The 22,116-nt window shown below is 68.6% G+C and carries 15 protein-coding genes; 13 read left to right on the top strand and 2 right to left on the bottom strand.

Annotated elements, in window-relative coordinates:
• Positions 1–308: 308 nt before the first annotated feature.
• The 9 genes from ACIBJH_RS15555 to ACIBJH_RS15595 all read left to right on the top strand — a co-directional run bounded on the left by ACIBJH_RS15555 (position 309) and on the right by ACIBJH_RS15595 (position 11,354).
• Positions 309–722, top strand: coding sequence for a hypothetical protein (locus tag ACIBJH_RS15555; RefSeq protein WP_399117347.1), 414 nt, complete (start codon positions 309–311; stop codon positions 720–722).
• A gap of 2 nt (positions 723–724) precedes the next feature.
• Positions 725–2,506: a hypothetical protein gene (locus ACIBJH_RS15560; protein WP_399117348.1), complete on the top strand. Its 1,782-nt coding sequence runs from the start codon at positions 725–727 to the stop codon at positions 2,504–2,506.
• A gap of 93 nt (positions 2,507–2,599) precedes the next feature.
• Positions 2,600–3,826, top strand: a complete 1,227-nt coding sequence (locus ACIBJH_RS15565) for a S8 family serine peptidase (RefSeq protein ID WP_399117349.1) — start codon at positions 2,600–2,602, stop codon at positions 3,824–3,826.
• A gap of 89 nt (positions 3,827–3,915) precedes the next feature.
• Positions 3,916–5,163 carry a S8 family serine peptidase gene (locus ACIBJH_RS15570; RefSeq protein WP_399117379.1) on the top strand — a complete coding sequence of 416 codons (1,248 nt, stop codon included), beginning with the start codon at positions 3,916–3,918 and terminating at the stop codon, positions 5,161–5,163.
• Between the two features lie 71 nt (positions 5,164–5,234).
• Positions 5,235–5,579: a WXG100 family type VII secretion target gene (locus tag ACIBJH_RS15575; RefSeq protein ID WP_019075425.1), complete on the top strand. Its 345-nt coding sequence runs from the start codon at positions 5,235–5,237 to the stop codon at positions 5,577–5,579.
• A 46-nt stretch (positions 5,580–5,625) separates the two neighbouring features.
• The gene (locus ACIBJH_RS15580; protein ID WP_043683472.1) at positions 5,626–5,925 is read left to right on the top strand and encodes a WXG100 family type VII secretion target; all 300 of its coding nucleotides are present in this window, start codon (positions 5,626–5,628) and stop codon (positions 5,923–5,925) included.
• Positions 5,926–6,062: 137 nt separating this feature from the next.
• A complete protein-coding gene (locus tag ACIBJH_RS15585) occupies positions 6,063–6,947 on the top strand; it encodes a serine/threonine protein kinase (protein WP_399117350.1) in 885 nt (294 codons plus the stop codon).
• Positions 6,948–7,031: 84 nt separating this feature from the next.
• A complete protein-coding gene (locus ACIBJH_RS15590) occupies positions 7,032–9,191 on the top strand; it encodes a protein kinase (RefSeq protein WP_399117351.1) in 2,160 nt (719 codons plus the stop codon).
• 33 nt (positions 9,192–9,224) lie between these two features.
• A complete protein-coding gene (locus tag ACIBJH_RS15595; protein WP_399117352.1) occupies positions 9,225–11,354 on the top strand; it encodes a protein kinase in 2,130 nt (709 codons plus the stop codon).
• Positions 11,355–11,378: 24 nt separating this feature from the next.
• On the opposite strand, the gene eccCa is transcribed toward ACIBJH_RS15595, so the two are convergent.
• Positions 11,379–15,353, bottom strand: a complete 3,975-nt coding sequence (eccCa, locus tag ACIBJH_RS15600; RefSeq protein ID WP_399117353.1) for a type VII secretion protein EccCa — start codon at positions 15,351–15,353, stop codon at positions 11,379–11,381.
• A gap of 351 nt (positions 15,354–15,704) precedes the next feature.
• Here eccCa and eccD point away from each other — a divergent pair, with 351 nt between their 5' ends.
• Positions 15,705–17,216 (top strand): type VII secretion integral membrane protein EccD, encoded by a 1,512-nt coding sequence (gene eccD, locus ACIBJH_RS15605; protein WP_399117354.1) that lies wholly within the window; start codon positions 15,705–15,707, stop codon positions 17,214–17,216.
• A 61-nt stretch (positions 17,217–17,277) separates the two neighbouring features.
• On the opposite strand, the gene ACIBJH_RS15610 is transcribed toward eccD, so the two are convergent.
• Complete coding sequence (locus ACIBJH_RS15610; RefSeq protein WP_399117355.1) at positions 17,278–17,559, bottom strand: DUF397 domain-containing protein; 282 nt, start codon at positions 17,557–17,559, stop codon at positions 17,278–17,280.
• 283 nt (positions 17,560–17,842) lie between these two features.
• On the opposite strand from ACIBJH_RS15610, the gene rpsO reads away from it, so the two are divergent.
• The 3 genes from rpsO to ACIBJH_RS15625 all read left to right on the top strand — a co-directional run bounded on the left by rpsO (position 17,843) and on the right by ACIBJH_RS15625 (position 22,092).
• A complete protein-coding gene (rpsO, locus tag ACIBJH_RS15615; protein ID WP_019075416.1) occupies positions 17,843–18,130 on the top strand; it encodes a 30S ribosomal protein S15 in 288 nt (95 codons plus the stop codon).
• A 363-nt stretch (positions 18,131–18,493) separates the two neighbouring features.
• Positions 18,494–20,716, top strand: coding sequence for a polyribonucleotide nucleotidyltransferase (locus ACIBJH_RS15620; RefSeq protein ID WP_399117356.1), 2,223 nt, complete (start codon positions 18,494–18,496; stop codon positions 20,714–20,716).
• A complete protein-coding gene (locus tag ACIBJH_RS15625; RefSeq protein ID WP_399117357.1) occupies positions 20,713–22,092 on the top strand; it encodes a M16 family metallopeptidase in 1,380 nt (459 codons plus the stop codon). Before ACIBJH_RS15620 ends, ACIBJH_RS15625 begins: the two co-directional genes overlap by 4 nt.
• Positions 22,093–22,116 lie beyond the last annotated feature (24 nt).

Here is a 22,116-nt window from a genome sequence, read left to right on the forward strand (position 1 = left end):
CGGCATCCGACGTGGTCGTGCGGGCTCGGACCTCCCCCGGGACGCCGGTACTGGGGACGCGTGATCGATAAGTCGTAAAGTGACAAAACCGGCAGACCGTGGCGTCTGACCCGCCCTCGTAACTGAGTTAACACACAGGCCGGTTGGCCTCGATGTACAGGCTGACTAGAGTGGTAAACGCGTTGTCAGGAGTGGCTCGCTTTGCGATCGTAGGGTGAGCGGTTCATCGTCCTCGGTTCAGCTGCGACCGATGGATGTACGGGGAAACGGGGAGGAGCGTCGTGCTTCCGGCAGACATGGTGGGGGACGTGTCGGCTACCAGGGCGGCGAACCTGGAGGCCAGCAACGAGGCGCTGACCACCTTCATGAAGCGGGTGGACTCGGTTCTGAGTGTCCTTGAGTCGTCGGCGGGCAACCCGACGCGGGTCGGTGCCCAGACGATCAATGTGACATCGCTCGGCGAGGGGCAGGAGAGCGTCTTCCCTGAACCGCACGATCTGTACCGCCAGTACAACAGCGTCCACCAGCAGCTCACCTCCCTGTCCAAAACCCTCCATCTGCAGATCGAGGCGATCGGCATCGCGGTTCAGGGGGCGCATCGAGGCTTCGACAACCTTGAGGAGGAGCAGCGTCGGCGGTTCTGGGAGATCCAGACGGAGATCAAGGAGATTCGCGCCCCGAAGAAGGACGCGGACGGTCCGAAGACTGGTGCGAGGCTCTGACGATGACTGACAAACACAAGGGCGATCTGGATCGGATCTCGACGCAGAACTCTGTCACGGACTTTGCGCGAGGAGTTGAGGAGCGTCCGAAGGGGGGTCTCCTCAACAACATGCTTCGCACTGCGGTCGAGGCCACTCCGTTTGGTCAGGCAGTGCGGGATCGTACGGACTTCGACGGTTTGAATCTCGATCTCAACGAGATGCTCGACCTCGTTCGGCAGACCAATCCCGAAGACCTTGAATCCTCCGGCAAGGCACTGTGGGACGCGCGCGATGCGATCAAGGCGGCTGCTGAGGAACTCAGTGGTCATATCGACAACGTCCACTGGGTCGGAGAATCGGGCGACGCCTTCCGGGATTGGGGTAGTTCGCTCGTTGTCGCTACACACAGCCTGAGTGACTTCGCCGGAGGGGCGGGCGACCAGATCACCGCCGCAGCCGTGGGACTGGCATCCGTGCGTGGGGCGATGCCGCCACGTGACACGCGAGCGAATCCGAAGCGACCCTCAGCGTTCACCGAAGTCGAGAAGACCACTAGCAAACACGACTACACCGCTGCAGTTCAGGTGGAGAACCATCGCCAAGAGGCGATCAACCAGATGAATCGGTTGTCGTCGTATTACTCGGTGTCGAAAGAGCAACTGCAGGTCCTGCAGGAGCAGGCTCCGACGTTCACCGACATGCCGGATGTCGGTGTACCCAAGCCATCGGGTTCAGGCTATTTCACGCCTGAAGGCCATACCTCGAACGGGACGGAGTCGACCGGGAAAACGGCTGTCAGCAGTCATCATGTGACGTCAGCCGCTTCGGTCCACACCAGCGCGCACAGCACACACGACACGTCGGCATCGTCGAACGACGTCACCGGAGTGACTACGCCCACCGATGTCCCTGCTCGGACGCATATCGACAGTGTCGGCACACTCCCACCCCCGTCCTCGGCCGCAACCGTAACGGGCCATACATCGGCGGCCACGGGCACACCTGTGGTCGGGAGCGGCCCAAACGGTGCGTTCGAGGGCGGCTACGGCGCCTCGATTCCCAATGGCATTTCAGGTAGAAGCGCTGGCGGAGCGGGCGGTTTCCGTTCGCCGGCGTCCCCTCAAGGGCGAACTGGTACGTCCGGCTCGAACAATGCGAGTTCAGGGCGCTCCGCAACGCGAGGGCTCACGAACCAGATGGGCCGCACTGCAGAGACTGGTCGATCGTTGGCCAAAGGCACAGCTTCCGGGGCGAAGTCGTCCCCCATGGGCCGCGGTGTCACAGGTGGGACTCCACGACCTGGCGGCACGTCGACGCCTAGAGCCAATGGAGGACCGGCCACTGGTGCCGGCCGGGCCAACGGTGTGGTCGGGGGGAGGCCTACGGCCACGGGTGACACTTCGGGGAAGAGCGGGTCGAGGATTCCTCGCGGCACTGTTGTCGGTGCCGAGGATGCGAGCAACTCAAGGAATGGCACCGGTCGGCCCGGACAGCGTGGTGTCATCGGAACACCGGAGTCCACGGCCAAGCCGGGCGCGGGCGCGACCGTTTCTCGTGGTGGTGCGCGATCTGCTGAGGCAGTCACCGGCCAGTCCGCTGCGCGTAACTCTGTTGCTCAAGCCGAGCGCAATGGCATGACTCGGGGAGGTGCTGGCCTGGTACGTGGGGTCGGCAACCACGGGAAAACGGGTGACAGGAGGAACGCGGACTCCGGCGATACGAGTCCCGACCATCTTGTCGAAGATGAAGAGACATGCATGCCCACCAAGCCACGGCGCGATGTGCCGCCGACCGGCAATTGAGCGCGAGCGAGGACATACAACGTCATGAAGTCAGGGAGGACCAGCCGACGAGTCGAGGGGTTCGCACTCCTCAAGGCGCGTTGCGTACAACGGGTGCGTGTCATGGGTGTGGTCGTCGGCGCCCTGGCTGTTGCAGGGGTGAGTCTCGCGCCAAGCGCCGTGGCCTCTGACGAGCAGTCGAAGCAGTGGTATCTGGATCCCATGAAGGCCGATCAGATGTGGAAGGTGAGCACCGGTAAAGGTGTCAAGATTGCTGTAATTGACACTGGGGTGAACCCTGATACGTCGTCCTTGAAGGGGCAGGTCTTGGTCGACGAGGTCCCCAAGGCGGTGGCGTACCACGCAACTGACGACTATGAGGGCCACGGCACGAGTATGGCCGAGTTGATCGCGGGAACCGGAGCTGGTGGTGGTGTTAAGGGGTTGGCTCCAGGAGCCAAAATCGTCCCCTACCGCATCAAGCTTGAGGGATTGACGAGCGAAGAAGAAAAGAAGAAGACGCCCGAGCCCGCGGACGCTATCAGAGCGGCTGCTGACACTGATGCAAAGATCATCAACATGTCGTTCGGTTCGGACTATGTTGATCCTGATGAGGAAGCGGCGATCAAATATGCCGCTTCAAAGGGTAAGTTGATGATTGCCGCGGTCGGAAATGCCGGTGAGGCGAAAGGCCACGTCGGGTACCCTGCGGCCTATCCCTACGTTCTCGGTGTATCGGCAATGGACAAATCCGGTACAGTGTCGAAATTTTCCTCGTATGGAGGATACGTGGACCTCACCGCGCCGGGTGAAGCCATTCCCGGGTGGTGTGACGCCAAATTCCACTCATATTGTGACGGCCGTCAGGGTACGAGCCCGGCAGCTGCTATCGCTTCGGCTGCAGCTGCCCTGGTGTGGTCCGCCCATCCTGGCTGGACGGTGAACCAGGTCACCCGTGCCCTGATCGACACCGCTGGTCGTGATTGGCCCAAGGACGATCCGAGCTCGTATCTGGGCTATGGGGCTGTTCGTCCTCGTGAGGTCCTTGGCGACGCCAACTACAACGCCGGTCCAGCGAATGTCGATCCGCTTGCGAAGGAAAACGGTGGCGACCTGCTCGCGAAGTCGGCGAGTTCGCCATCGACGGCATCCACGCCGTCCGCATCCGCGACCTCCCAACCCGAGCAAAAGACCTCAACCGGCGGCACCTCGGCCGCAGGATCAAACGCGCAGTCGTCCAGTGACAGCAACACGCTCTGGATTGCACTCGGCGGTGCCGCCGCGGTCGTCGTCATCGGCGGCGCGGGCGTAGCCGTCATGCGTGCGCGACGGGCGAGGTGATCCGCGGAATGACAACGAAGCGCATCGGCCCACCACGTCGCGACGTGATGTGCCGTCCGTTGCCAACTAAGCGCGAGCGAGGGCGGTCAATGGCGTTGACGCGTCATGTCGGACGAGTACGTGCCGTGAGTGTGGTCGTCAGTGCGTTGGCAACTGCGGGCATCGGCTTTGCCCCGAGCGCCGCCGCGTACGACGAGCAGTCGAAGCAGTGGTACCTGGACACGATGCATGCCGAGCAGATGTGGAAGGTCAGCACGGGGAAGGGCGTCAAGGTTGCTGTCATCGATACGGGAGTGAACGCGAACACCCCTTCGCTCAAGGGGCAGGTCCTGGCCGATGACGTTCCCGAGGCGGTCGCCTACCACGCCACGGTTGACTATGACGGGCATGGAACGTCCATGGCAGAGTTGATCGCGGGTACGGGAGCGGACGGGGGTTTGAAGGGACTGGCGCCGGGCGCGAAGATCGTCCCGTACCGCGTGCAGTTGGAGGGTCTCAAGAGCGGGGCGGAGAAGGATAAGACGCCCGAGGCTGCGGAGGCACTCAGGGCAGCGGCCGACACCGATGCAAAGATCATCAGCATGTCTTTCGGCGGTATGACCACCGAGGAGGACAAAGCGGCTATCAACTACGCCGCCTCCAAGGGGAAACTATTGGTCGCCGCTGTCGGTAACAACGCTGATGACGGGAAGACCAACTTCATCGACTACCCGGCTGGCTATCCGTATGTGATCGGTGTCGCGGCCGCCGACGAATCTTTGACGGTTTCGAAGTTCTCCTCGTACGGAAACTATGTCGACCTCGCGGCGCCAGGTGCTGCAATTCCCGCGTGGTGCAACGCTGCCTTCCGCGACTACTGCGACAGCAAGGGTACGAGTCCGGCAACTGCCCTCACCGCCGCTGCCGCGGCCTTGATCTGGTCCGCGCACCCCGACTGGACGGTGAACCAGGTCACCCGCTCCCTGATCGACACCGCGGGCCGTACGTGGGCGAAGGACGACCCGAGCAAGTACGCGGGCTATGGATTCATCAGGCCCCGGATAGTCCTTGAGAACGCCGACTACGATGCTGGCCCCGCAAACGTCGACCCCCTCGCGAAAGACAACGGCGGGGACCTGCTGGCCAAGTCGGCAACGTCGTCCTCCCCCTCCCCGTCCGCTTCAGCCACGTCACAGGCCGGGCAAAAGACCTCAACCGGCGGCACCTCAGCCGCAGGATCAAGCGCCGAGTCGTCCAGCGACAGCAACACGCTCTGGATCGCACTCGGCGGCGCGGCCGCAGCCATCGTCATCGGCGGTGCGGGCGTAGCCGTAATGCGCGCACGGCGTGCCAGATGACCGGGATTTCCAGCCAGACCGCGCATCAGTCAACACACGACGCCAGTCAATAGAAGAAGGGTGAGCTGACCATGTCCAACAAGCAGAAGCTCGAAGATGCCGCAGTAGTCGATATTCAGAAGCAGATGCTCGACAAGTACGACGGCATCGCCAAGCGCGTGCACGGGCTTCAGGGTGTGATCGACGGGCTTGAGGGCCAGTGGCACGGTATCGGGCGTGCCGCGTTCGACAAGAAGCAGTACGAGATCAACGAGTCGCTGCAGAAGATCGGCACCATCCTCGGTGACGTCATCGAGGCGATGACCGCGACGCGCAACATCAAGGACAGCAAGGAAGACGAGGTCCGTGCGGCGGTCAACAAGATCGACCTCCAGGACGGCGCCCCGACAGTGACTTCCCCGCTCAGCTCCTACTGAGTCACGACGCCCACTGCCCCATACGAACGAGACGAGGTACACACGCATGAGCCGTAACTCCGACGGCCTTTCCGTCACTTATGACGGGCTGGACTTCGCGGCCACCAAGATCGGCAACGAGGCGAAGCAGCTGGAGCAGGACCTTCAGGAGCTTCGCGCGCTGGTCGTGAAGAGCCTGCAGTACTGGGAGGGTGACGCGCAGAACACCTTCAACGAGAAGCTGCACCGCTGGGACAAGGAAGCCAACGACATCCACACCGCGCTGACCGGCATCGGCCACGTCGTGTACACGTCGGGCGGTACCTACATGGAGGGCGACAAGAAGGCCGCCAGCTACTTCCAGTAGGGCGAGGCACGCAGCAACAACAGCAACACAGGGTGGGTGCGCGCGGGAGGCGCCCACCCTGTTGCCGTACCTGGCCCCCGCACGAGAGGGTGAGCGCCAGCCGACGCCGGACGGAGGGGAGCGCACGATCCATGGCTATGGCCAGCGCAACGACCCGGCGGATCGGCCCCTACACAGTCGTCACCCGGCTCGACAGCAACACCCCCGCCCACACCCCGTCTCAACCCCCCACCCCCGAACGCCGTTTCATCGCCCGCAGCCCCGACGGTGACCGCACCGTCCTGCTGAGTGCGCCCCTGTCGAAGGCCGACCCGGGGCGGTTCATGGCGGAGGCCGACACCTCGCGGTATCTGCTCGGGCCCTGGGTGCTGCCGGCCGTCGAACTCGCCGCCCCGGGTGGTGAGGCGTGGCACGCCCGGCCCTATGTGCCCGCGCTGCCGCTCCCGACCGCCCTCGCGGTGAACGGCGGTCCCCTGCCCGAGCGGACCGTGCTCGCACTCGCCGTAGCACTGGCCGAGTCGCTCGCCGTGCTGCACGGGCAGGAGTTGACGCACGCGGGGGTGTGTCCGGCGGCCGTGCTGCTCGCCGCCGACGGGCCTCGGCTCGGTTGTTTCGGGGCGGTGCGGGCCGCCGGGCCGGACGGTGTGCCGCGGTGGGGAGCGCCTGGGCTGGACGCCGGGAGTCTTCCGCCCGAGCAGGCGGCCGGTGGACAGCCGCGTCCGCTGGGTGACGTATACGCGCTGGGCGCGACGCTCGCGTACGCCGCCACGGGTCATACGGCCCCGGAGCGTGGGGAGTTGCCGGCCGTGCTGCGCTCGCTGGTGGCGCGGTGTTTGGCGCGTGATCCGGCCCATCGGCCTCAACTCTCTGACATCATCGGGGAGCTGGCGCCCGACTCCCGAACTGCCGTTCCGGCAGGCGGTGGTTGGCTCGGCGTCGGCTGGTTGCCCGCCCGGATCGTCGCGGCCGTCGCTCATCAGTCGGCCTCCGTGCTGGCCGCCGAGGTGCAGTTGTCCCCGTAGTCGCGGCCGGGAGTGAGCGTCGTATCGGCCGCGGTACCCAGTTCCCTCCCACCACAGCCCCTGACGACGTGAGCCCGGAACCCCATGCCCACACCCCTCGCCCACGACGACCCCGTAACTCTCGGTCCGTACCGGCTGGTTGCCCGGCTCGGCAGTGGTGGCATGGGCACGGTGTACATGGCGCGTGGCGTCGGCGGCCGTACGGTCGCGCTCAAGACGATGCACGCCCGGATCGCGACCGATCCGGGCATCCGTAGCCGGTTCCGGCTCGAAGTGGACGCGGCCCGGGTCATCGGGGACCGGTTCGGGGCCCGGGTCGTGGACGCCGATCCGTTCGCCGAAACGCCCTGGCTGGCAACGGAGTTCGTGCTCGGGCCCGCCCTCGACGAGGCCGTTCTGAGCACGGGTCCGCTGCCCGAGCGGTCGGTGCGGGCGTTGGGCGCCGCACTGTGTTCCGCGCTGGACCAGCTCCACCGGTCGGACGTCGTGCACCGCGACCTGAAGCCGTCGAACATCCTCCTCACCGCCTACGGCCCGAAGGTCATCGACTTCGGGATCGCGCGGGCCATCGGCGACGACCGGCTGACCCGTACCGGTGCCTCGGTCGGCACCCCGGCGTTCATGTCCCCGGAGCAGGCGGCCGGGCAGGAGCACGACGCGGCCGGCGACGTCTTCGCGCTGGCCGGTGTGCTGGTGTTCGCGGCCACCGGGCGGGCCCCGTTCGGTGGCGGGCAGCCCGCGGACCTGATGTACCGGGTGCGGTACGCGGAGGCCGACCTCCGCGACGTACCGCCCGCGCTCGTACCGTTGTTGGCCCGGTGCCTCGCCAAGGAGCCTGCGCAACGGCCCTACTTGGCCGAACTCGCGGCCCAACTGCACGACGGGAGCGGCGAGTTCGCCGAGCAGTTGCCCGACGCCGTGCTCGCGGACATCGGGCGGCGGGCCGCCGACGTATGGCGGACCGTGCCGCAGCGGCTGCCCGCCCCGGTCGCCGAGGAGGGCACCACCGAAGTCACGTCGGTGTCCGGACCCTCGCGCCGCGGGCTCCTCGCCGTGAGCGGAGCGCTCGCCGCGACCGCCGCCGCGGGTGGTGTCTGGTGGTACAAGGGGCGTGCCACCACTCCTTCCGCGAAGGCGCCGCCGCAGACGCGCAACCTCGCTCCGCTGTGGCAGTACGGCGGCAAGGACCTCGACGTGCTGGGCTGGGGCCTGGTCGTGCCGTATCAGGCCGACGGGTCGATCTGGCTGCCGCTGAACGCGACCGCCGAACGCCTCGCGCCGACCACCGGGCGGTCGCGGGGCGAGGTGCGCGTCACCGCCAACTGGTGGCAAACGGCCGTACAGAAAGGGCAGTTGTACCTGCTCGGCCACGATCCCGCCAAGGCGGCGGAGTCGGTGTCGATCGACACCTGGAGCGACAACCAGGACAGCACGCAACCGACCCCGGCCGCCCTCACGGACGCCACGCCCACCCTCGTACCGAACCAACTCCTGTGCGTCGTAGGCGACATCGCGTACGTGGCGGTGGGCCAGGGGCAGGTCCCGGCGGACAGGGGCTTCCTGCCCGCACAGACCTGGACGCTGCGCGCCGCCGACCTCGGGACCGGTCGGACGCGCTGGACGCAGCCCCTGCCTCGGCGGTCGAGCGGGAGCCGGCGGCTGCACTTCGTCGCGGCCAAGGTCGTCGGGGAGCGCCTGGTGACCCTTCAGGCGACGGCGGAGTCACAGACGCTCGTCGTCGTACGGGACATCAACAGCGGTGCGGTCCTTTGGGACTTGCCGTACAACGTCAGTGATCCCGACGCGATCCGGGGCGAGTTGGCCGTGGACGAGACGTATCTCTACCTCGGTGGTACCCAGTTGCGGGCGCTGCGGCTCAGCGACGGTGCGCTGGGGTGGGCCACCAAGGCCGGGCAGATCTACGGCCCGCCGACGCTCGCGAACGGGGTGGTGTACACCGTCGGTTCGGGCATCGGGCTCACGGCCATCGACGCCGCGACCGGCAAAGTCCTGTGGACCGAGGCGACTTCCGAGGCGGGGGAGGCCTACACCGTCTGGCAGCCGGTCGTCGGCACCCGCTACGCGTACTACCGCAACGGGCTGCAACTGCGGGCGGTGAACCTCACGGGGCACAGAACCGTACTTACGTATCGGACGGCCGGAAAACACTTCCACGCGTACCCCGAGGCCCGGCTGGTCCTCGCCGTGGACGACGACCGGTTGTCCGCCTACCCGCTCAGGTGACCGCCGCGACCCACCCGCAGAAGGACACCCACGATGAACCCTCTCGGCACCGGTGACCCGATCCGCCTCGGTCCCTACCGTCTGCTCGGCGTCATCGGCGAAGGCGGCATGGGCAAGGTCTACCTCGGCCAGGACGGCCCCGGCACCCTCGCCGCCGTGAAGGTGCTGCGCCCCGAACTCGCCCACGACACCGAGCTCGCCCAGCGCTTCGTGCGCGAGGCGCAGGCCGCACAGGCCGTACGCGGCAAGGGAGTTGCCGCCGTACTGGAGGCCCGAACCGAGGGGACGCGGCCGTGGATCGCCAGTGAGTTCCTCGCCGGACTCACCCTGGCCGAGGCGGTCGAGGCGCACGGGCCGCTCACCGAGCCCGCGCTGCGCGCCCTGGGCGCCTCCCTCGCGGACACCCTCGCCGACATCCACGCGGCGGGCTTCATCCACCGCGATCTCAAGCCGCCGAACATCGTGCTCACCTCGGACGGGCCACGCGTCATCGACTTCGGCATCGCCCGCCCCGAACACGGACTGACCCTCACCACCACCGGCCAGGCCCCCGTCACCCCGGGCTACGGCGCCCCCGAACAGGTCCTCGGCCAACGCGTGACCCCCGCCGCGGACGTGTTCTCGCTGGGTGCGGTGCTCGCCTACGCGCTCACCGGACAGCGTGCTTTCGAAGGCTCCCATGTGGCCGTCGTGCAGTACGCGGTCGTCCACGGGGAGCCCCGACTCGACGACGTGGAGCCGCAGTTGAGGGCGCTCGTCGAACCCTGCCTCGCCAAGGACCCGGCCGCTCGGCCCCAACCCGCCGAGATCGTACGGGCGATGGACGTCCCCAAGCGCGCCGACCGGGCCTGGAAACGGGGACGGCTCGCCGACTCCATCAGGGAGCAGGAGACCGGCGCCTGTCGGATGACCACCGAAACGACCGCTCAACTGCCGGGCGAGAGACGGTTGTTGACACGGCGGCGGCTGGTCACCGGACTGTCCACCACGGGCGTGGTGCTCGCCGCCGGGGGCGGTACGACGGCCTGGCTGCTCGGTTCGTCGGACGGGGGTACGAGCGTCCGGCTGGCGAACAGCCCCTTCACCGTCCCGTCGGCGGTGCCCACCCCCACGGCGAGGATGGCCGTCGTCGCCGACCAGGCCTCCGGCTCCCTGGGCCGGCCCACCGCCCTCTGGACTCTGGAGAACGCCGCGGATGTCTACTCGCCGTATCTCCTGCCGGTGCGGGACGTCCTCGTGTTCGGCGCCGCGAGCGGCGGGATCGTGGCCTACGGCGTCAAGGACGGCAGACGCCGCTGGAGCGCGCCCCGCGTGGTGACGAAGAGCGGCTATCTGTCGCTCTCCGACCGGCTGGTCGTGGGCACGGACAGCCAGGGCGGGCTGCGTACGTACGTCTCGTCCACCGGCGAGGCCAAGTGGACCTGCCCGGCGGCCGAGGCGGCCCAACTCCTCGGCGCCGACGCGGAGTCGGTGTACGTCATCACGAAGGACGACCGGCTGCGCAGCGTGCGCCGCGCGGACGCGAAGGTCGGCTGGACGGCGACGGTCCCGGCCGACTTCCGTAAAAAGGTGATCGCCCCGGCCGCCGTCGGCCCGGGCCGGCTGGTCATGGGGACGACCGACGGCAACTTCCTGGCGATCGACACCAGCAACGGCCGTATGACGTGGAATCGCCTCGCCCATGTCCCCATCGGGCTCCGGCCGGCCGTCCGGGGCGACACCGTGTACCTCGGCGGCTACACCCTGGAGGCGGTGCGGATCGCCGACGGGGAGCGGATCTGGAGCGTCAAGCCCCACGGGGACCTCTACCGCGAGCGGTGGGGTCCCGTGACGGTCTCCGGGAACAGGCTCTACGCCACGGAGGGCATCTATCCTCGACGCCTGGACCCGCGCGACGGCAGCCAGTTGTGGTCCGGCTACTCCGAATCCGCGGGCACCGCTCTCTACGCGGGCCGTGCGCTGCCGCAGGGGCACGCGGTCTGGTCGATCGACAAGAGCGTGGTGGCGACCGAGCCCATGGAGCTCGACGCCGCGAAGGCGGTCGACGGGGGGAGGCTGTGGCGGTACGAGTTCCCCCGTACCGACTACACCCGCCTCGCCGCCGACGGAAACCGCGTCTTCCTCATGCACGACAGCAAGGTCGTCGCCCTCACCACGTTCTGAAGACCTGAGCGGCTTCCCCGGTCCTCACTCGTCCCCGTCCGCCACCCGGCCGATCTGGACCAGCGGCTTGCCTCGCTTCCGGGACACGAACACGCCCCGCCCGGCGGGCATCGGCCGCGGCCTGACCCCGCCCAGCAGGTCGCCCTCGGCCGGGTCGCCCGCCAACACCACGCCCTGGGCGCCGAGTTCCTTCATCCGCTGCATGAAGGACTCGTAACCGGCGCGCCCCGCACCCGCCGTGGAGCGGGCGATGATGAAGCGCACGCCCACGTCCCGGGCGAACGGCAGGAGTTCCGTCAGCCCCGACAGCGGGTTGCCGCTCGACGTGGACACCAGGTCGTAGTCGTCGATGATCACGAAGACCTGTGGGCCCCGCCACCAACTCCGGTCCCGGAGCTGCTGCGGAGTGACATCGGACGTCGGCGTCCGGCGCTGCATCAGGTCGGCCAGCGCGTCCATGTGGTGCTGCATCTGGTTCGACATCGGGATGTACTCGGCCAGGTGCGAGGGCGGGGTCACGCCCAGCAGGGAACGCCGGTTGTCGACCACGAACAGCTTGCACGCGTTGCCGTCGTAGCGCTCGCCGAGGCGCTTGATCAGCAGCTTGAGCAGGTTCGACTTGCCGGACTCGCTCTCGCCGAAGACCAGGAAGAACGGGTCCTGGTCGAAGTCCACGAACACCGGCTCCAGGTTGTCCTCGTCGAGGGCGAAGGAGATGCCCCGGTTCGGGAACCGGTCGCCGGGCGGCAGCTGGGCCGCCGCGAACTCCCGTGGCAGCAGCCGGACTTCGGGCGCGCCGGGCTCCTGCCAGTGCCGGGCGACCTCGGCCGTGAGGGCCGTCGTCGCCTCCGCGAGGTCCGTGTCCGAGGAGAGGCCGTCGATGCGCGGAACCGCCGCCATGAAGTGCTGCTTCTGCGGGGTCTGGCCCCGACCGGGCACGCCCGTGGGCACGTTGGCGGCGACCTTGCGGTCGAACTCCGAGTCCATCGGGTCGCCGAGCCGCAGCTCCAGCCGGTTCATCAGGTGGTCCTTCATGTTCGCGCGGACCTCCATGGAGCGCGAAGCGGTGAGGATCACATGGATGCCGTAACCGAGCCCGCGGGCCGCGATGTCCAGCACCAGCGGCTCCAACGCCTCATAATCCGTACGGAAGTTGCCCCAGCCGTCGATGACGAGGAAGACGTCACCCCAGGGCTGGTCCGTCACGGAGATGTCGCCCCGCGCGCGGCGGGCGCGGAACTCGGCGATCGAGGAGATCCCGGCCGTACGGAAGTACTCCTCGCGGCGGGTCATCACGCCGTAGACCTCGGCCGCCGTACGTCGGACCTTCTCCGGGTCGAGCCGGGAGGCCACCCCGCCCACATGCGGCAGACCGGCCACCGCCGACAGACCGCCACCGCCGAAGTCCAGTGCGTAGAACTGCACTTCGCGCGGAGTGTGGGTGAGCGCGAACGACGCGATGAGCGAGCGCAGCAGCGTCGACTTGCCGGACTGCGGGCCGCCGAGGATCTGCATATGGCCGGCCGCGCCGCCGAAGTCCGTCCACAGCGGGTCGCGCCGCTGCTCGTACGGCTTGTCGACCAGGCCGACCGGGACGACGAGCCGGCCCGCGCCCTCGTAGCCGGGCTGTGTCATGCCCCGGCCGGGGACGGCCGCGAGTCCGGGCAGTAGGGAGTCGAGCGACGGCGGGCTGTCCAGCGGGGGCAGCCACACCTGGTGGGCGGCCGGACCCTGCGCCTCAAGCCGCCGCACGATCACGTCGAGCACGGTGTCGGCGAGCGCGTCGTCCTTCTCGTCCGGCGTCTCCGGCTGGCGCTGACGCGGCACGGGCGCGTACTGCACCGGCACCTGCGCCGCCGTGAACAGCACCGGCCTGCGGTCCACCGGGAGCGGCCCGCCGAGCGCGGCGGCCTGCTGCGAACCGGTGCGGTACACCCCGGAGACGTACGCCGCCTTGAAGCGGACCATCTCGTCGGTGCCGTACTTCAGGAAGCCGGAACCCGGCACGTTCGGGAGCTCGTACGCGTCCGGCACCCCGAGCGCGGCCCGCGACTCGGCCGCCGAGAACGTGCGCAGACCGATCCGGTACGAGAGGTACGTCTCCAGGCCGCGCAGCCGGCCCTCCTCCAGGCGCTGCGAGGCCAGCAGCAGATGCACGCCCAGCGAACGGCCGATGCGGCCGATCTGCACGAACATCTCGATGAAGTCCGGCTTGGCGGTGAGGAGTTCGCTGAACTCGTCGATCACCAGGACGAGTGACGGCACCGGCTGCAAGGGGGCACCCGCGGCGCGCGCCTTCTCGTAGTCGTGGATGTTGGCGTAGTTGCCCGCGTCGCGCAGCATCTCCTGGCGGCGGTTCAACTCACCGCGGATCGAGTCACCCATACGGTCGACGAGCGTCAGGTCGTCCGCCAGGTTGGTGATCACGGCCGCCACATGCGGCATCTGCGCCATACCGGCGAAGGTCGCACCGCCCTTGAAGTCCGCGAGGACGAAGTTCAGCGTCTCCGAGGAGTGCGTCACCGCGAGGCCGAGGACCAGCGTGCGCAGCAGCTCCGACTTGCCGGAACCGGTCGCGCCGACACACAGACCGTGTGGGCCCATGCCCTCCTGGGCCGCCTCCTTGAGGTCGAGCATCACGGGCCGGCCGTCCTCACCGAGCCCGATCGGCACCCGCAGCCGCTCCGCCGTGGAGCGCGGGCGCCAGGTCCGCTTCGGGTCGACGGAGGCCGCGTCGCCCAGGTTCAGCAGATCGGTGAACTCCAGGTTGGCGAGCAGCGGTTCGTCGTCGTCACCGCCCGACACCATGCGCAGCGGCGCCAGTTGCCGGGCCAGCGCCTCGGCGGCCTCGTACGACAGGACGTCCGGCGTGCCTTCGTAGACCATGCCGTGGCCCGACTCCAGGCGGAGTTCCTTCGGGTGTACGACGACCGAGAGGTCACCGCGACCGCTGCTGAGGTCGCCGGGCACGATCTCGACGATCGTCACCCCCTGGAGGCCCTCGGGGCTGGCCAGGAAAGAGGTGGGCGGCAGGGAGACGCCGTCCAACACGACCACGAGGTGCGGCTGTTCGGGTACCGGCGCTCCGGCCGGGTGGAAACGCGGGCGGCCCTGGAGGCGGTCCGCGAGCATCTCCTCCAGCTCCATCGGGTTGGTGCTGATGAGCCGCATGGTGCCCGCGCCGTCCGCGAGCCCCTGCGCCTGCGCGTGCGGGAGCCACTTGGCCCACTCCCACTCGGGCACCGACTCGCGCCCGGTGGCGACGGCGATGACGAGGTCCTCGGGGGAGTGCATCGAGGCGAGGGAGGCGGCGAGGGCGCGCGCGGTGCCGCGCACGGTGGCCGGTTCGCCGCTGATCGTCACGTGGTAGAAGGCGCGCAGCGAGACCGCCATCGGCAGGTCCTCAAGGGTGCTGTGCGTGGCCAGGAAACGCTGCATGGCACCCGCCGTCAGCGGCTCCAGCTCGTCGACCGGGGCGGTCTCCGGCGGGACCAGGGGAGTGGCGAGACCCTGCGGGCCGAGGCCGACCCGCACCTGCCCGAAGTCCTCGTCGTTCGTGCGGCGTTCCCACACCCGGCTGCCCTCGGCGACCAGTGCCCACAGTTGCTCCGGCGAAGGGTGCAGGTAGTACTGGGCGTCGCGCTGGGCCCGCGCGGTCTCCAGGGCCGTACGCCGGGTCTGGGACAGATAGCGCAGATAGTCACGGCGCATGTCGGCCATCTGCCCCTGGTTGCCCCGGCGGTAGCGGACCAGCATCGAGACGCCCATCGCGACCGTGGACGCGATCATCACCATGCCCATGATCTTCATGAACGGCTGGGCACTGGGGTTGAAGAAGAACACCACCGACCCGCCCATGCCGAGCATGGGCAGGAGCTGCATCATGGCGCCCTCCTGCTGGCCGCGCGGCAGCTCCGGCGGAGCCTGCAGCATGACCTCGTCCGTGGGCACTTCCTTCGGCAGCGACCTCGGCGGGCGCTTGACGACGATCTGGCTCACTAAGCACCAATTCCCTTGCCGGACCGAGTTGTTTACGTCCGCCGCCCCGTGTCGGGCGGACGCCGATCCGCACTGCGCGATCCTACTGACAACCACTGACAACGACGGGCGGTAGGGTGCCCGTGAGACGTGTGAGCAGTTGCGAATCGTTCCGGGAAAACCGGGCAAAACCGCAGTGTTCGCGGCGGGCGGATCCCGTCGGATCCCGTTGAGCGCGGGGCGCTACGGCGCGACAGCCCGGCGGGACGGATGGTACGGCGCGACCTGCACAGGATCTTTACGGCGGAACTTCACGACGGACGCGCGCGGCACCTTCGCGGACCGTCCGTCACTGACAAGGGGGAACAGCAGGTGAGCATCACGGCCTCCGCGCCGGCGGGCGCGACCGGCGGAACGGGCAGCGGAGCCCCATCCGGGGCGGGCATGGGCTTCGGCTTCTGCCGGGTCACCATCGTGGCGCCCGACAGCCGGATCGACGTGGCCCTGCCCGACGACGTACCCGTCGCCGACCTGTACCCCGAGATCCTGCGGCTGTCCCAGCAGAGCCTCACCGACGGCGCCCCCGTCGGGTACCACCTCGTCCGCCGCGACGGCACCGTCCTCGACGGCGCCCGCTCCTTCGCAGCCCAGCGCATCCTCGACGGCGAACTGCTCACCCTGCGCCCCTTCGCCGACTCGCTGCCGCCGGCCGTCTACGACGACGTCTCCGAGGCGGTCGCCGCCGCCGTCACCCGTGACCGTGCCCTGTGGAACGGCGAGTTGACGCGCGCCGCCGGTCTCGTCGCCGGCGGCATCCTGCCCGCGCTGCTCGCGTTCGTGGCCTGGAGCTCCCAGATCCACCACGACATGAACGGCCTCCAGGGCATCGTCGCCGGCCTCGCCGGCATCCTCCTCGTCACCATCGCGTGCGTACGCGCACGCGTGTACGACGACCGGGGCTCGGCGGTCGCCCTGGGCCTGGGCGCACTCCCGAACATCGCCGTGGCGGGCTCCGGACTGCTCCCCTTCTCCGAAGGAGAAGGCATTGGGCGACTCCAGTTCCTGCTGGCCTGCGCCGCCGTCCTCGTCGCGGCCGTCGTCCTCACCCTGGTGTCACCCGGCGGCGACGGCCCCTTCGTGGCCTTCGTCTTCGCCTCCGCCATCGGCCTGTTGACGACGTTCACCGCGATGCTCGCCCACCTCAAGCCCATCGAGACGGCCGCGATCTGCGCCCCGCTCTCCGTGTGCGCGCTCGCCTTCCTGCCGGGCTTGTCCATGCGCTTCGCCCGCCTCCCCATCGGCTTCGAACCCCCCAACCCCACCCGCGGCTACGGCGACGGCGAACCCGTGGCCCAGGAGCCCGTCGACGCCGAACGCATCGCCGCCCGCGCCCGCCGCGGCCACGAACTCCTCGTCGGCCTGGTCGGCGGCTGCGCCCTCGTCTCCGTGGGCGCCTCGATCGTCCTCGGCTTCTCCAGCGACGTGTGGGCACAGCTCCTCGCCCTCGCCACCGGCGTCGCGATGCTGATGCGCGCCCACCTGTTCCGCTACACCGCCCAGGTCGGCGCCACCCTCGCCGCGGGCCTGGCCGCCCTCGTCTTCCTGGGCCTGGGCCTCGCCCTGAACCCGCCGCACGCGTACGTGCGGGACGCGTTCCTCGGCGACCCGAACTCCCTCGACATCCGCAGCGTCTGGCTCGCGGCGGCCGTAGCCGCGTCGACCGCCCTGGTCACCGCCGTCGGCCTGATCACCCCGAAGCGCGGAGTCACCCCCTTCTGGGGCCGCTTCCTGGAGATCGCCGAGAGCTTCGTCCTGCTCACCCTGATCCCACTCTCCCTGGCCGTCTTCGACGTGTACGCGCAGGCACGGGCGATGACCAGCTAGGAGCCGCAGGCATGCGAAAGGGGCGGCACACACGCGTGCCGCCCCTTTTCCACGCCTACGACTACTGCTGCTCCTCCGGAGCGGGCTCCAGATCGAACTCGCCGTCCCTGGCGCCCAGCACGAAGGCCGTCCACTCCGCCTCCGTGTAGCGCAGCACGGTGTCCGGGTCGAGCGACGAGCGCATGGCCATCCCTCCGCCGGGCAGGTCGGCGATCTCGACGCGCTCCTCGTGCTCCTCCGTGCCCGGCGCGCTGCGCCACTCCACGCCCGAGATGTCGAGGGCGTACAGCTCGTCCCGCTCCCGCTCCTTGCGTGCCTTGATCTCCTGCTCCGTCTCCGCCATGGCGAAGCGACCCCTTCCCGACGAACCGACGTGATCCACGGTCCTCATGTGGATGCGGATCACCCTAGTGGCCGTATCCGCCCCGGTCAGGGCCCTTCACGGAGCTGGACCGAGGTGTCCCCCCAGGCTGGTACGCTGTGTAGCGGCCGTTTGTGTACGCACCCCTGGAGCTCACCGCTCTGGAGGCAGCGCCCAGCGGATCCCGCCTCCCGAGTTACGGAAGCTCCCCTGAGAAGTGGACCAGGGGCACTCGGTGGCACATCTCAGACTACGAGGAGTACGCGTGTCGCTCGACGCCGCTACGAAGAAGCAGCTCATCACCGAGTTCGGCCAGAAGGAGGGCGACACCGGCTCCCCCGAGGTCCAGGTCGCCATGCTCTCGCGCCGCATCTCGGACCTGACCGAGCACCTCAAGACCCACAAGCACGACCACCACTCCCGTCGTGGTCTGCTGATCCTGGTCGGTCAGCGCCGCCGGCTGCTGCAGTACCTGGCCAAGAAGGACATCCAGCGCTTCCGTGCGCTGGTCGACCGCCTGGGCATCCGTCGCGGTGCGGCGGGCGCCAAGTAAGACGCCGTGAGGGGAGCGGGTCCCGAAACGATCGGGACCCGCTCCCTTTGCCGTATGTGCGGATTGCCCGTACGTGCGGAAACGTGCGGAGTGTCACTGCCGCTTTGTAGTGTGGTAGCACAACGCAATACGCAGGACACAGCACGACAACGCAGGGCAGCACGACACCGTACGAACAACGTACGAAACGAACGAGGAGAAGCGCGCCTCGCAGCCGCCGGTCCTCGGTAGTGGCCCCCGGGCAGGAAACCCCGGGTGCTTCGATCGAAGACCGGCCCGCACCAGACAGCGCTTCTCCGCCACCGTCCCCCCGCCACACGGGCGGGGAGGGACGAAAGACGACAAGTAACGGAGAAAACGCTAGTGGAGAACGAGACCCACTACGCCGAGGCCGTCATTGACAACGGCTCCTTCGGCACCCGCACCATCCGCTTCGAGACGGGCCGCCTGGCCAAGCAGGCCGCCGGCTCCGCCGTGGCGTACCTGGACGACGACACCATGGTGCTGTCGGCCACCACCGCCTCCAAGAACCCCAAGGACCAGCTCGACTTCTTCCCCCTCACGGTGGACGTCGAGGAGCGGATGTACGCCGCCGGCAAGATCCCCGGCAGCTTCTTCCGCCGTGAGGGCCGTCCCTCCGAGGACGCCATCCTCACCTGCCGCCTGATCGACCGCCCGCTGCGCCCCTCCTTCAAGAAGGGCCTGCGCAACGAGATCCAGGTCGTCGCCACGATCATGGCGCTCAACCCCGACCACCTGTACGACGTCGTGGCGATCAACGCCGCCTCCGCGTCCACGCAGCTGGCCGGTCTGCCCTTCTCCGGCCCGGTCGGCGGCGTCCGCGTCGCGCTGATCAACGGCCAGTGGGTCGCGTTCCCGACGCACACCGAGCTTGAGGACGCCGTCTTCGACATGGTCGTCGCCGGTCGCGTCCTGGAGGACGGCGACGTCGCGATCATGATGGTCGAGGCCGAGGCCACCGAGAAGACCATCCAGCTCGTGCAGGGCGGCGCCGAGGCGCCCACCGAGGAGGTTGTCGCCTCCGGTCTGGACGCCGCGAAGCCCTTCATCAAGGTGCTCTGCCGTGCGCAGGCCGACCTCGCCGCGAAGGCCGCCAAGCCCACCGGCGAGTTCCCGATCTTCCTCGACTACCAGGACGACGTCCTGGAGGCCCTCACCGCCGCCGTCCGCCCGGAGCTCGCCGCCGCGCTGACCATCGCCGGCAAGCAGGACCGCGAGGCCGAGCTGGACCGCGTCAAGGGTCTCGCCGCCGAGAAGCTCCTCCCGGAGTTCGAGGGCCGCGAGAAGGAGATCTCCGCCGCGTACCGCTCGCTGACCAAGTCCCTGGTCCGTGAGCGCGTCATCAAGGAGAAGAAGCGCATCGACGGCCGCGGTGTCACCGACATCCGCACCCTGGCCGCCGAGGTCGAGGCCATCCCGCGCGTGCACGGCTCGGCGCTGTTCGAGCGTGGCGAGACCCAGATCCTGGGCGTCACCACGCTCAACATGCTCCGCATGGAGCAGCAGCTGGACACCCTCTCCCCGGTGACCCGCAAGCGCTACATGCACAACTACAACTTCCCGCCGTACTCCGTCGGCGAGACCGGCCGCGTCGGCTCCCCGAAGCGCCGCGAGATCGGCCACGGAGCGCTCGCCGAGCGCGCCCTGGTCCCGGTCCTCCCGACGCGCGAGGAGTTCCCCTACGCGATCCGTCAGGTCTCCGAGGCCCTCGGGTCGAACGGCTCGACGTCCATGGGCTCGGTCTGCGCCTCCACCATGTCGCTGCTGAACGCGGGTGTGCCCCTCAAGGCCCCCGTCGCCGGTATCGCCATGGGCCTGATCTCCCAGGAGATCAACGGCGAGACGCACTACGTCGCCCTCACCGACATCCTCGGTGCGGAGGACGCCTTCGGCGACATGGACTTCAAGGTCGCCGGCACCAAGGAGTTCGTCACCGCCCTCCAGCTCGACACCAAGCTGGACGGCATCCCCGCCTCCGTCCTGGCCGCCGCCCTCAAGCAGGCCCGTGACGCCCGCCTCCACATCCTCGACGTGATGATGGAAGCGATCGACACGCCGGACGAGATGTCCCCGAACGCCCCGCGGATCATCACCGTCAAGATCCCCGTGGACAAGATCGGCGAGGTCATCGGCCCGAAGGGCAAGATGATCAACCAGATCCAGGAGGACACCGGCGCCGAGATCACGATCGAGGACGACGGCACCATCTACATCGGTGCCCAGGTCGGCTCGCAGGCCGAGGCCGCCCGCGCCACGATCAACGGCATCGCCAACCCGACCATGCCGGAGGTCGGCGAGCGCTACCTGGGTACGGTCGTCAAGACCACCACCTTCGGCGCGTTCGTGTCGCTGCTCCCGGGCAAGGACGGTCTGCTGCACATCTCGCAGATCCGCAAGCTCGCCGGCGGCAAGCGCGTGGAGAACGTCGAGGACGTCGTCGGCGTGGGCCAGAAGGTCCAGGTCGAGATCGCCGAGATCGACTCCCGCGGCAAGCTCTCCCTGATCCCCGTCATCGAGGGTGAAGAGAACGCCGAGGACGACAAGAAGGACGACGGCGACAAGTGACGTCGACCAGCACCACGACGACGGCCCGCACCTCCTCGGAGGCGCGGGCCGTCGCCCGTACCCAAACCCTCATCCAGGGCACCAACGGCATCGGCACGGTCCGTAAGACCACCCTCCCGGGCGGCCTGCGCATCGTCACCGAGACCCTGCCCTCGGTCCGCTCCGCGACCTTCGGCATCTGGGCACACGTGGGCTCCCGCGACGAGACGCCGTCGCTGAACGGCGCCACGCACTACCTGGAGCACCTCCTCTTCAAGGGCACGCACAAGCGCAGCGCGCTGGACATCTCCTCCGCGATCGACGCGGTCGGCGGCGAGATGAACGCGTTCACCGCCAAGGAGTACACGTGCTACTACGCGCGCGTGCTCGATACCGACCTGCCGCTCGCCATCGACGTGGTCTGCGACATGCTGACCGGCTCCCTCATCCGCGAGGAGGACGTCAACGTAGAACGCGGCGCCATCCTCGAAGAGATCGCCATGACGGAGGACGACCCGGGCGACTGCGTGCACGACCTGTTCGCACGCACGATGTTCGGCGACAACCCCCTCGGCCGCCCGGTCCTCGGCACGGTCGACACCGTCAACGCCCTCACCGCGGACCGCATCCGCCGCTTCTACAAGAAGCACTACGACCCGACCCACCTCGTGGTCGCGGCGGCGGGCAACATCGACCACGACAAGGTCGTACGACAGGTCCGTGCCGCCTTCGACAAGGCCGGCGCCTTCAAGAACGCCCAGGCCGCGCCCATCGCCCCGCGCGACGGCCGCCGCACCCTGCGCACCACGGGCCGCGTCGAGCTGATCGGCCGCAAGACCGAGCAGGCGCACGTCGTCCTCGGCATGCCGGGGCTGGCCCGCACCGACGAGCGCCGCTGGGCCCTCGGCGTCCTCAACACGGCCCTCGGCGGCGGCATGTCGTCCCGCCTCTTCCAGGAGGTCCGGGAGAAGCGCGGCCTGGCCTACAGCGTGTACTCGTACACGTCCGGCTTCGCCGACTGCGGACTCTTCGGGGTCTACGCCGGCTGCCGGCCCTCGCAGGTCCACGACGTGCTGAAGATCTGCCGCGACGAACTCGACCAGGTCGCCGAACACGGCCTGTCCGACGACGAGATCGGCCGCGCCGTCGGCCAGCTCCAGGGCTCCACCGTCCTGGGCCTCGAAGACACCGGCGCGCTGATGAACCGCATCGGCAAGAGCGAGCTGTGCTGGGGCGAGCAGATGTCCGTCGACGACCTGCTGGCCAGGATCGCGTCGGTCACCCCGGACGAGGTCCGCGAGGTCGCCCGCGAGATCCTGGGACAACGACCCTCGCTGGCGGTCATCGGCCCGCTCAAGGACAAGCAGGCGGCCCGACTGAACGACGCCGTCGTCTAACACCCGTCGTAAGGAAGCAAGAAC

Source organism: Streptomyces sp. NPDC050548, assembly GCF_044457385.1.
Lineage (GTDB): Bacteria > Actinomycetota > Actinomycetes > Streptomycetales > Streptomycetaceae > Streptomyces.

Coding starts and splice junctions, on each gene's coding strand:
- ACIBJH_RS15590 (WP_399117351.1), top strand. CDS start 7,032: ATGCCCACACCCCTCGCCCACGACGACCCCGTAACTCTCGGTCCGTAC.
- ACIBJH_RS15560 (WP_399117348.1), top strand. CDS start 725: ATGACTGACAAACACAAGGGCGATCTGGATCGGATCTCGACGCAGAAC.
- ACIBJH_RS15595 (WP_399117352.1), top strand. CDS start 9,225: ATGAACCCTCTCGGCACCGGTGACCCGATCCGCCTCGGTCCCTACCGT.
- ACIBJH_RS15585 (WP_399117350.1), top strand. CDS start 6,063: ATGGCCAGCGCAACGACCCGGCGGATCGGCCCCTACACAGTCGTCACC.
- ACIBJH_RS15570 (WP_399117379.1), top strand. CDS start 3,916: ATGGCGTTGACGCGTCATGTCGGACGAGTACGTGCCGTGAGTGTGGTC.
- ACIBJH_RS15610 (WP_399117355.1), bottom strand. CDS start 17,559: ATGGCGGAGACGGAGCAGGAGATCAAGGCACGCAAGGAGCGGGAGCGG.
- ACIBJH_RS15580 (WP_043683472.1), top strand. CDS start 5,626: ATGAGCCGTAACTCCGACGGCCTTTCCGTCACTTATGACGGGCTGGAC.
- ACIBJH_RS15575 (WP_019075425.1), top strand. CDS start 5,235: ATGTCCAACAAGCAGAAGCTCGAAGATGCCGCAGTAGTCGATATTCAG.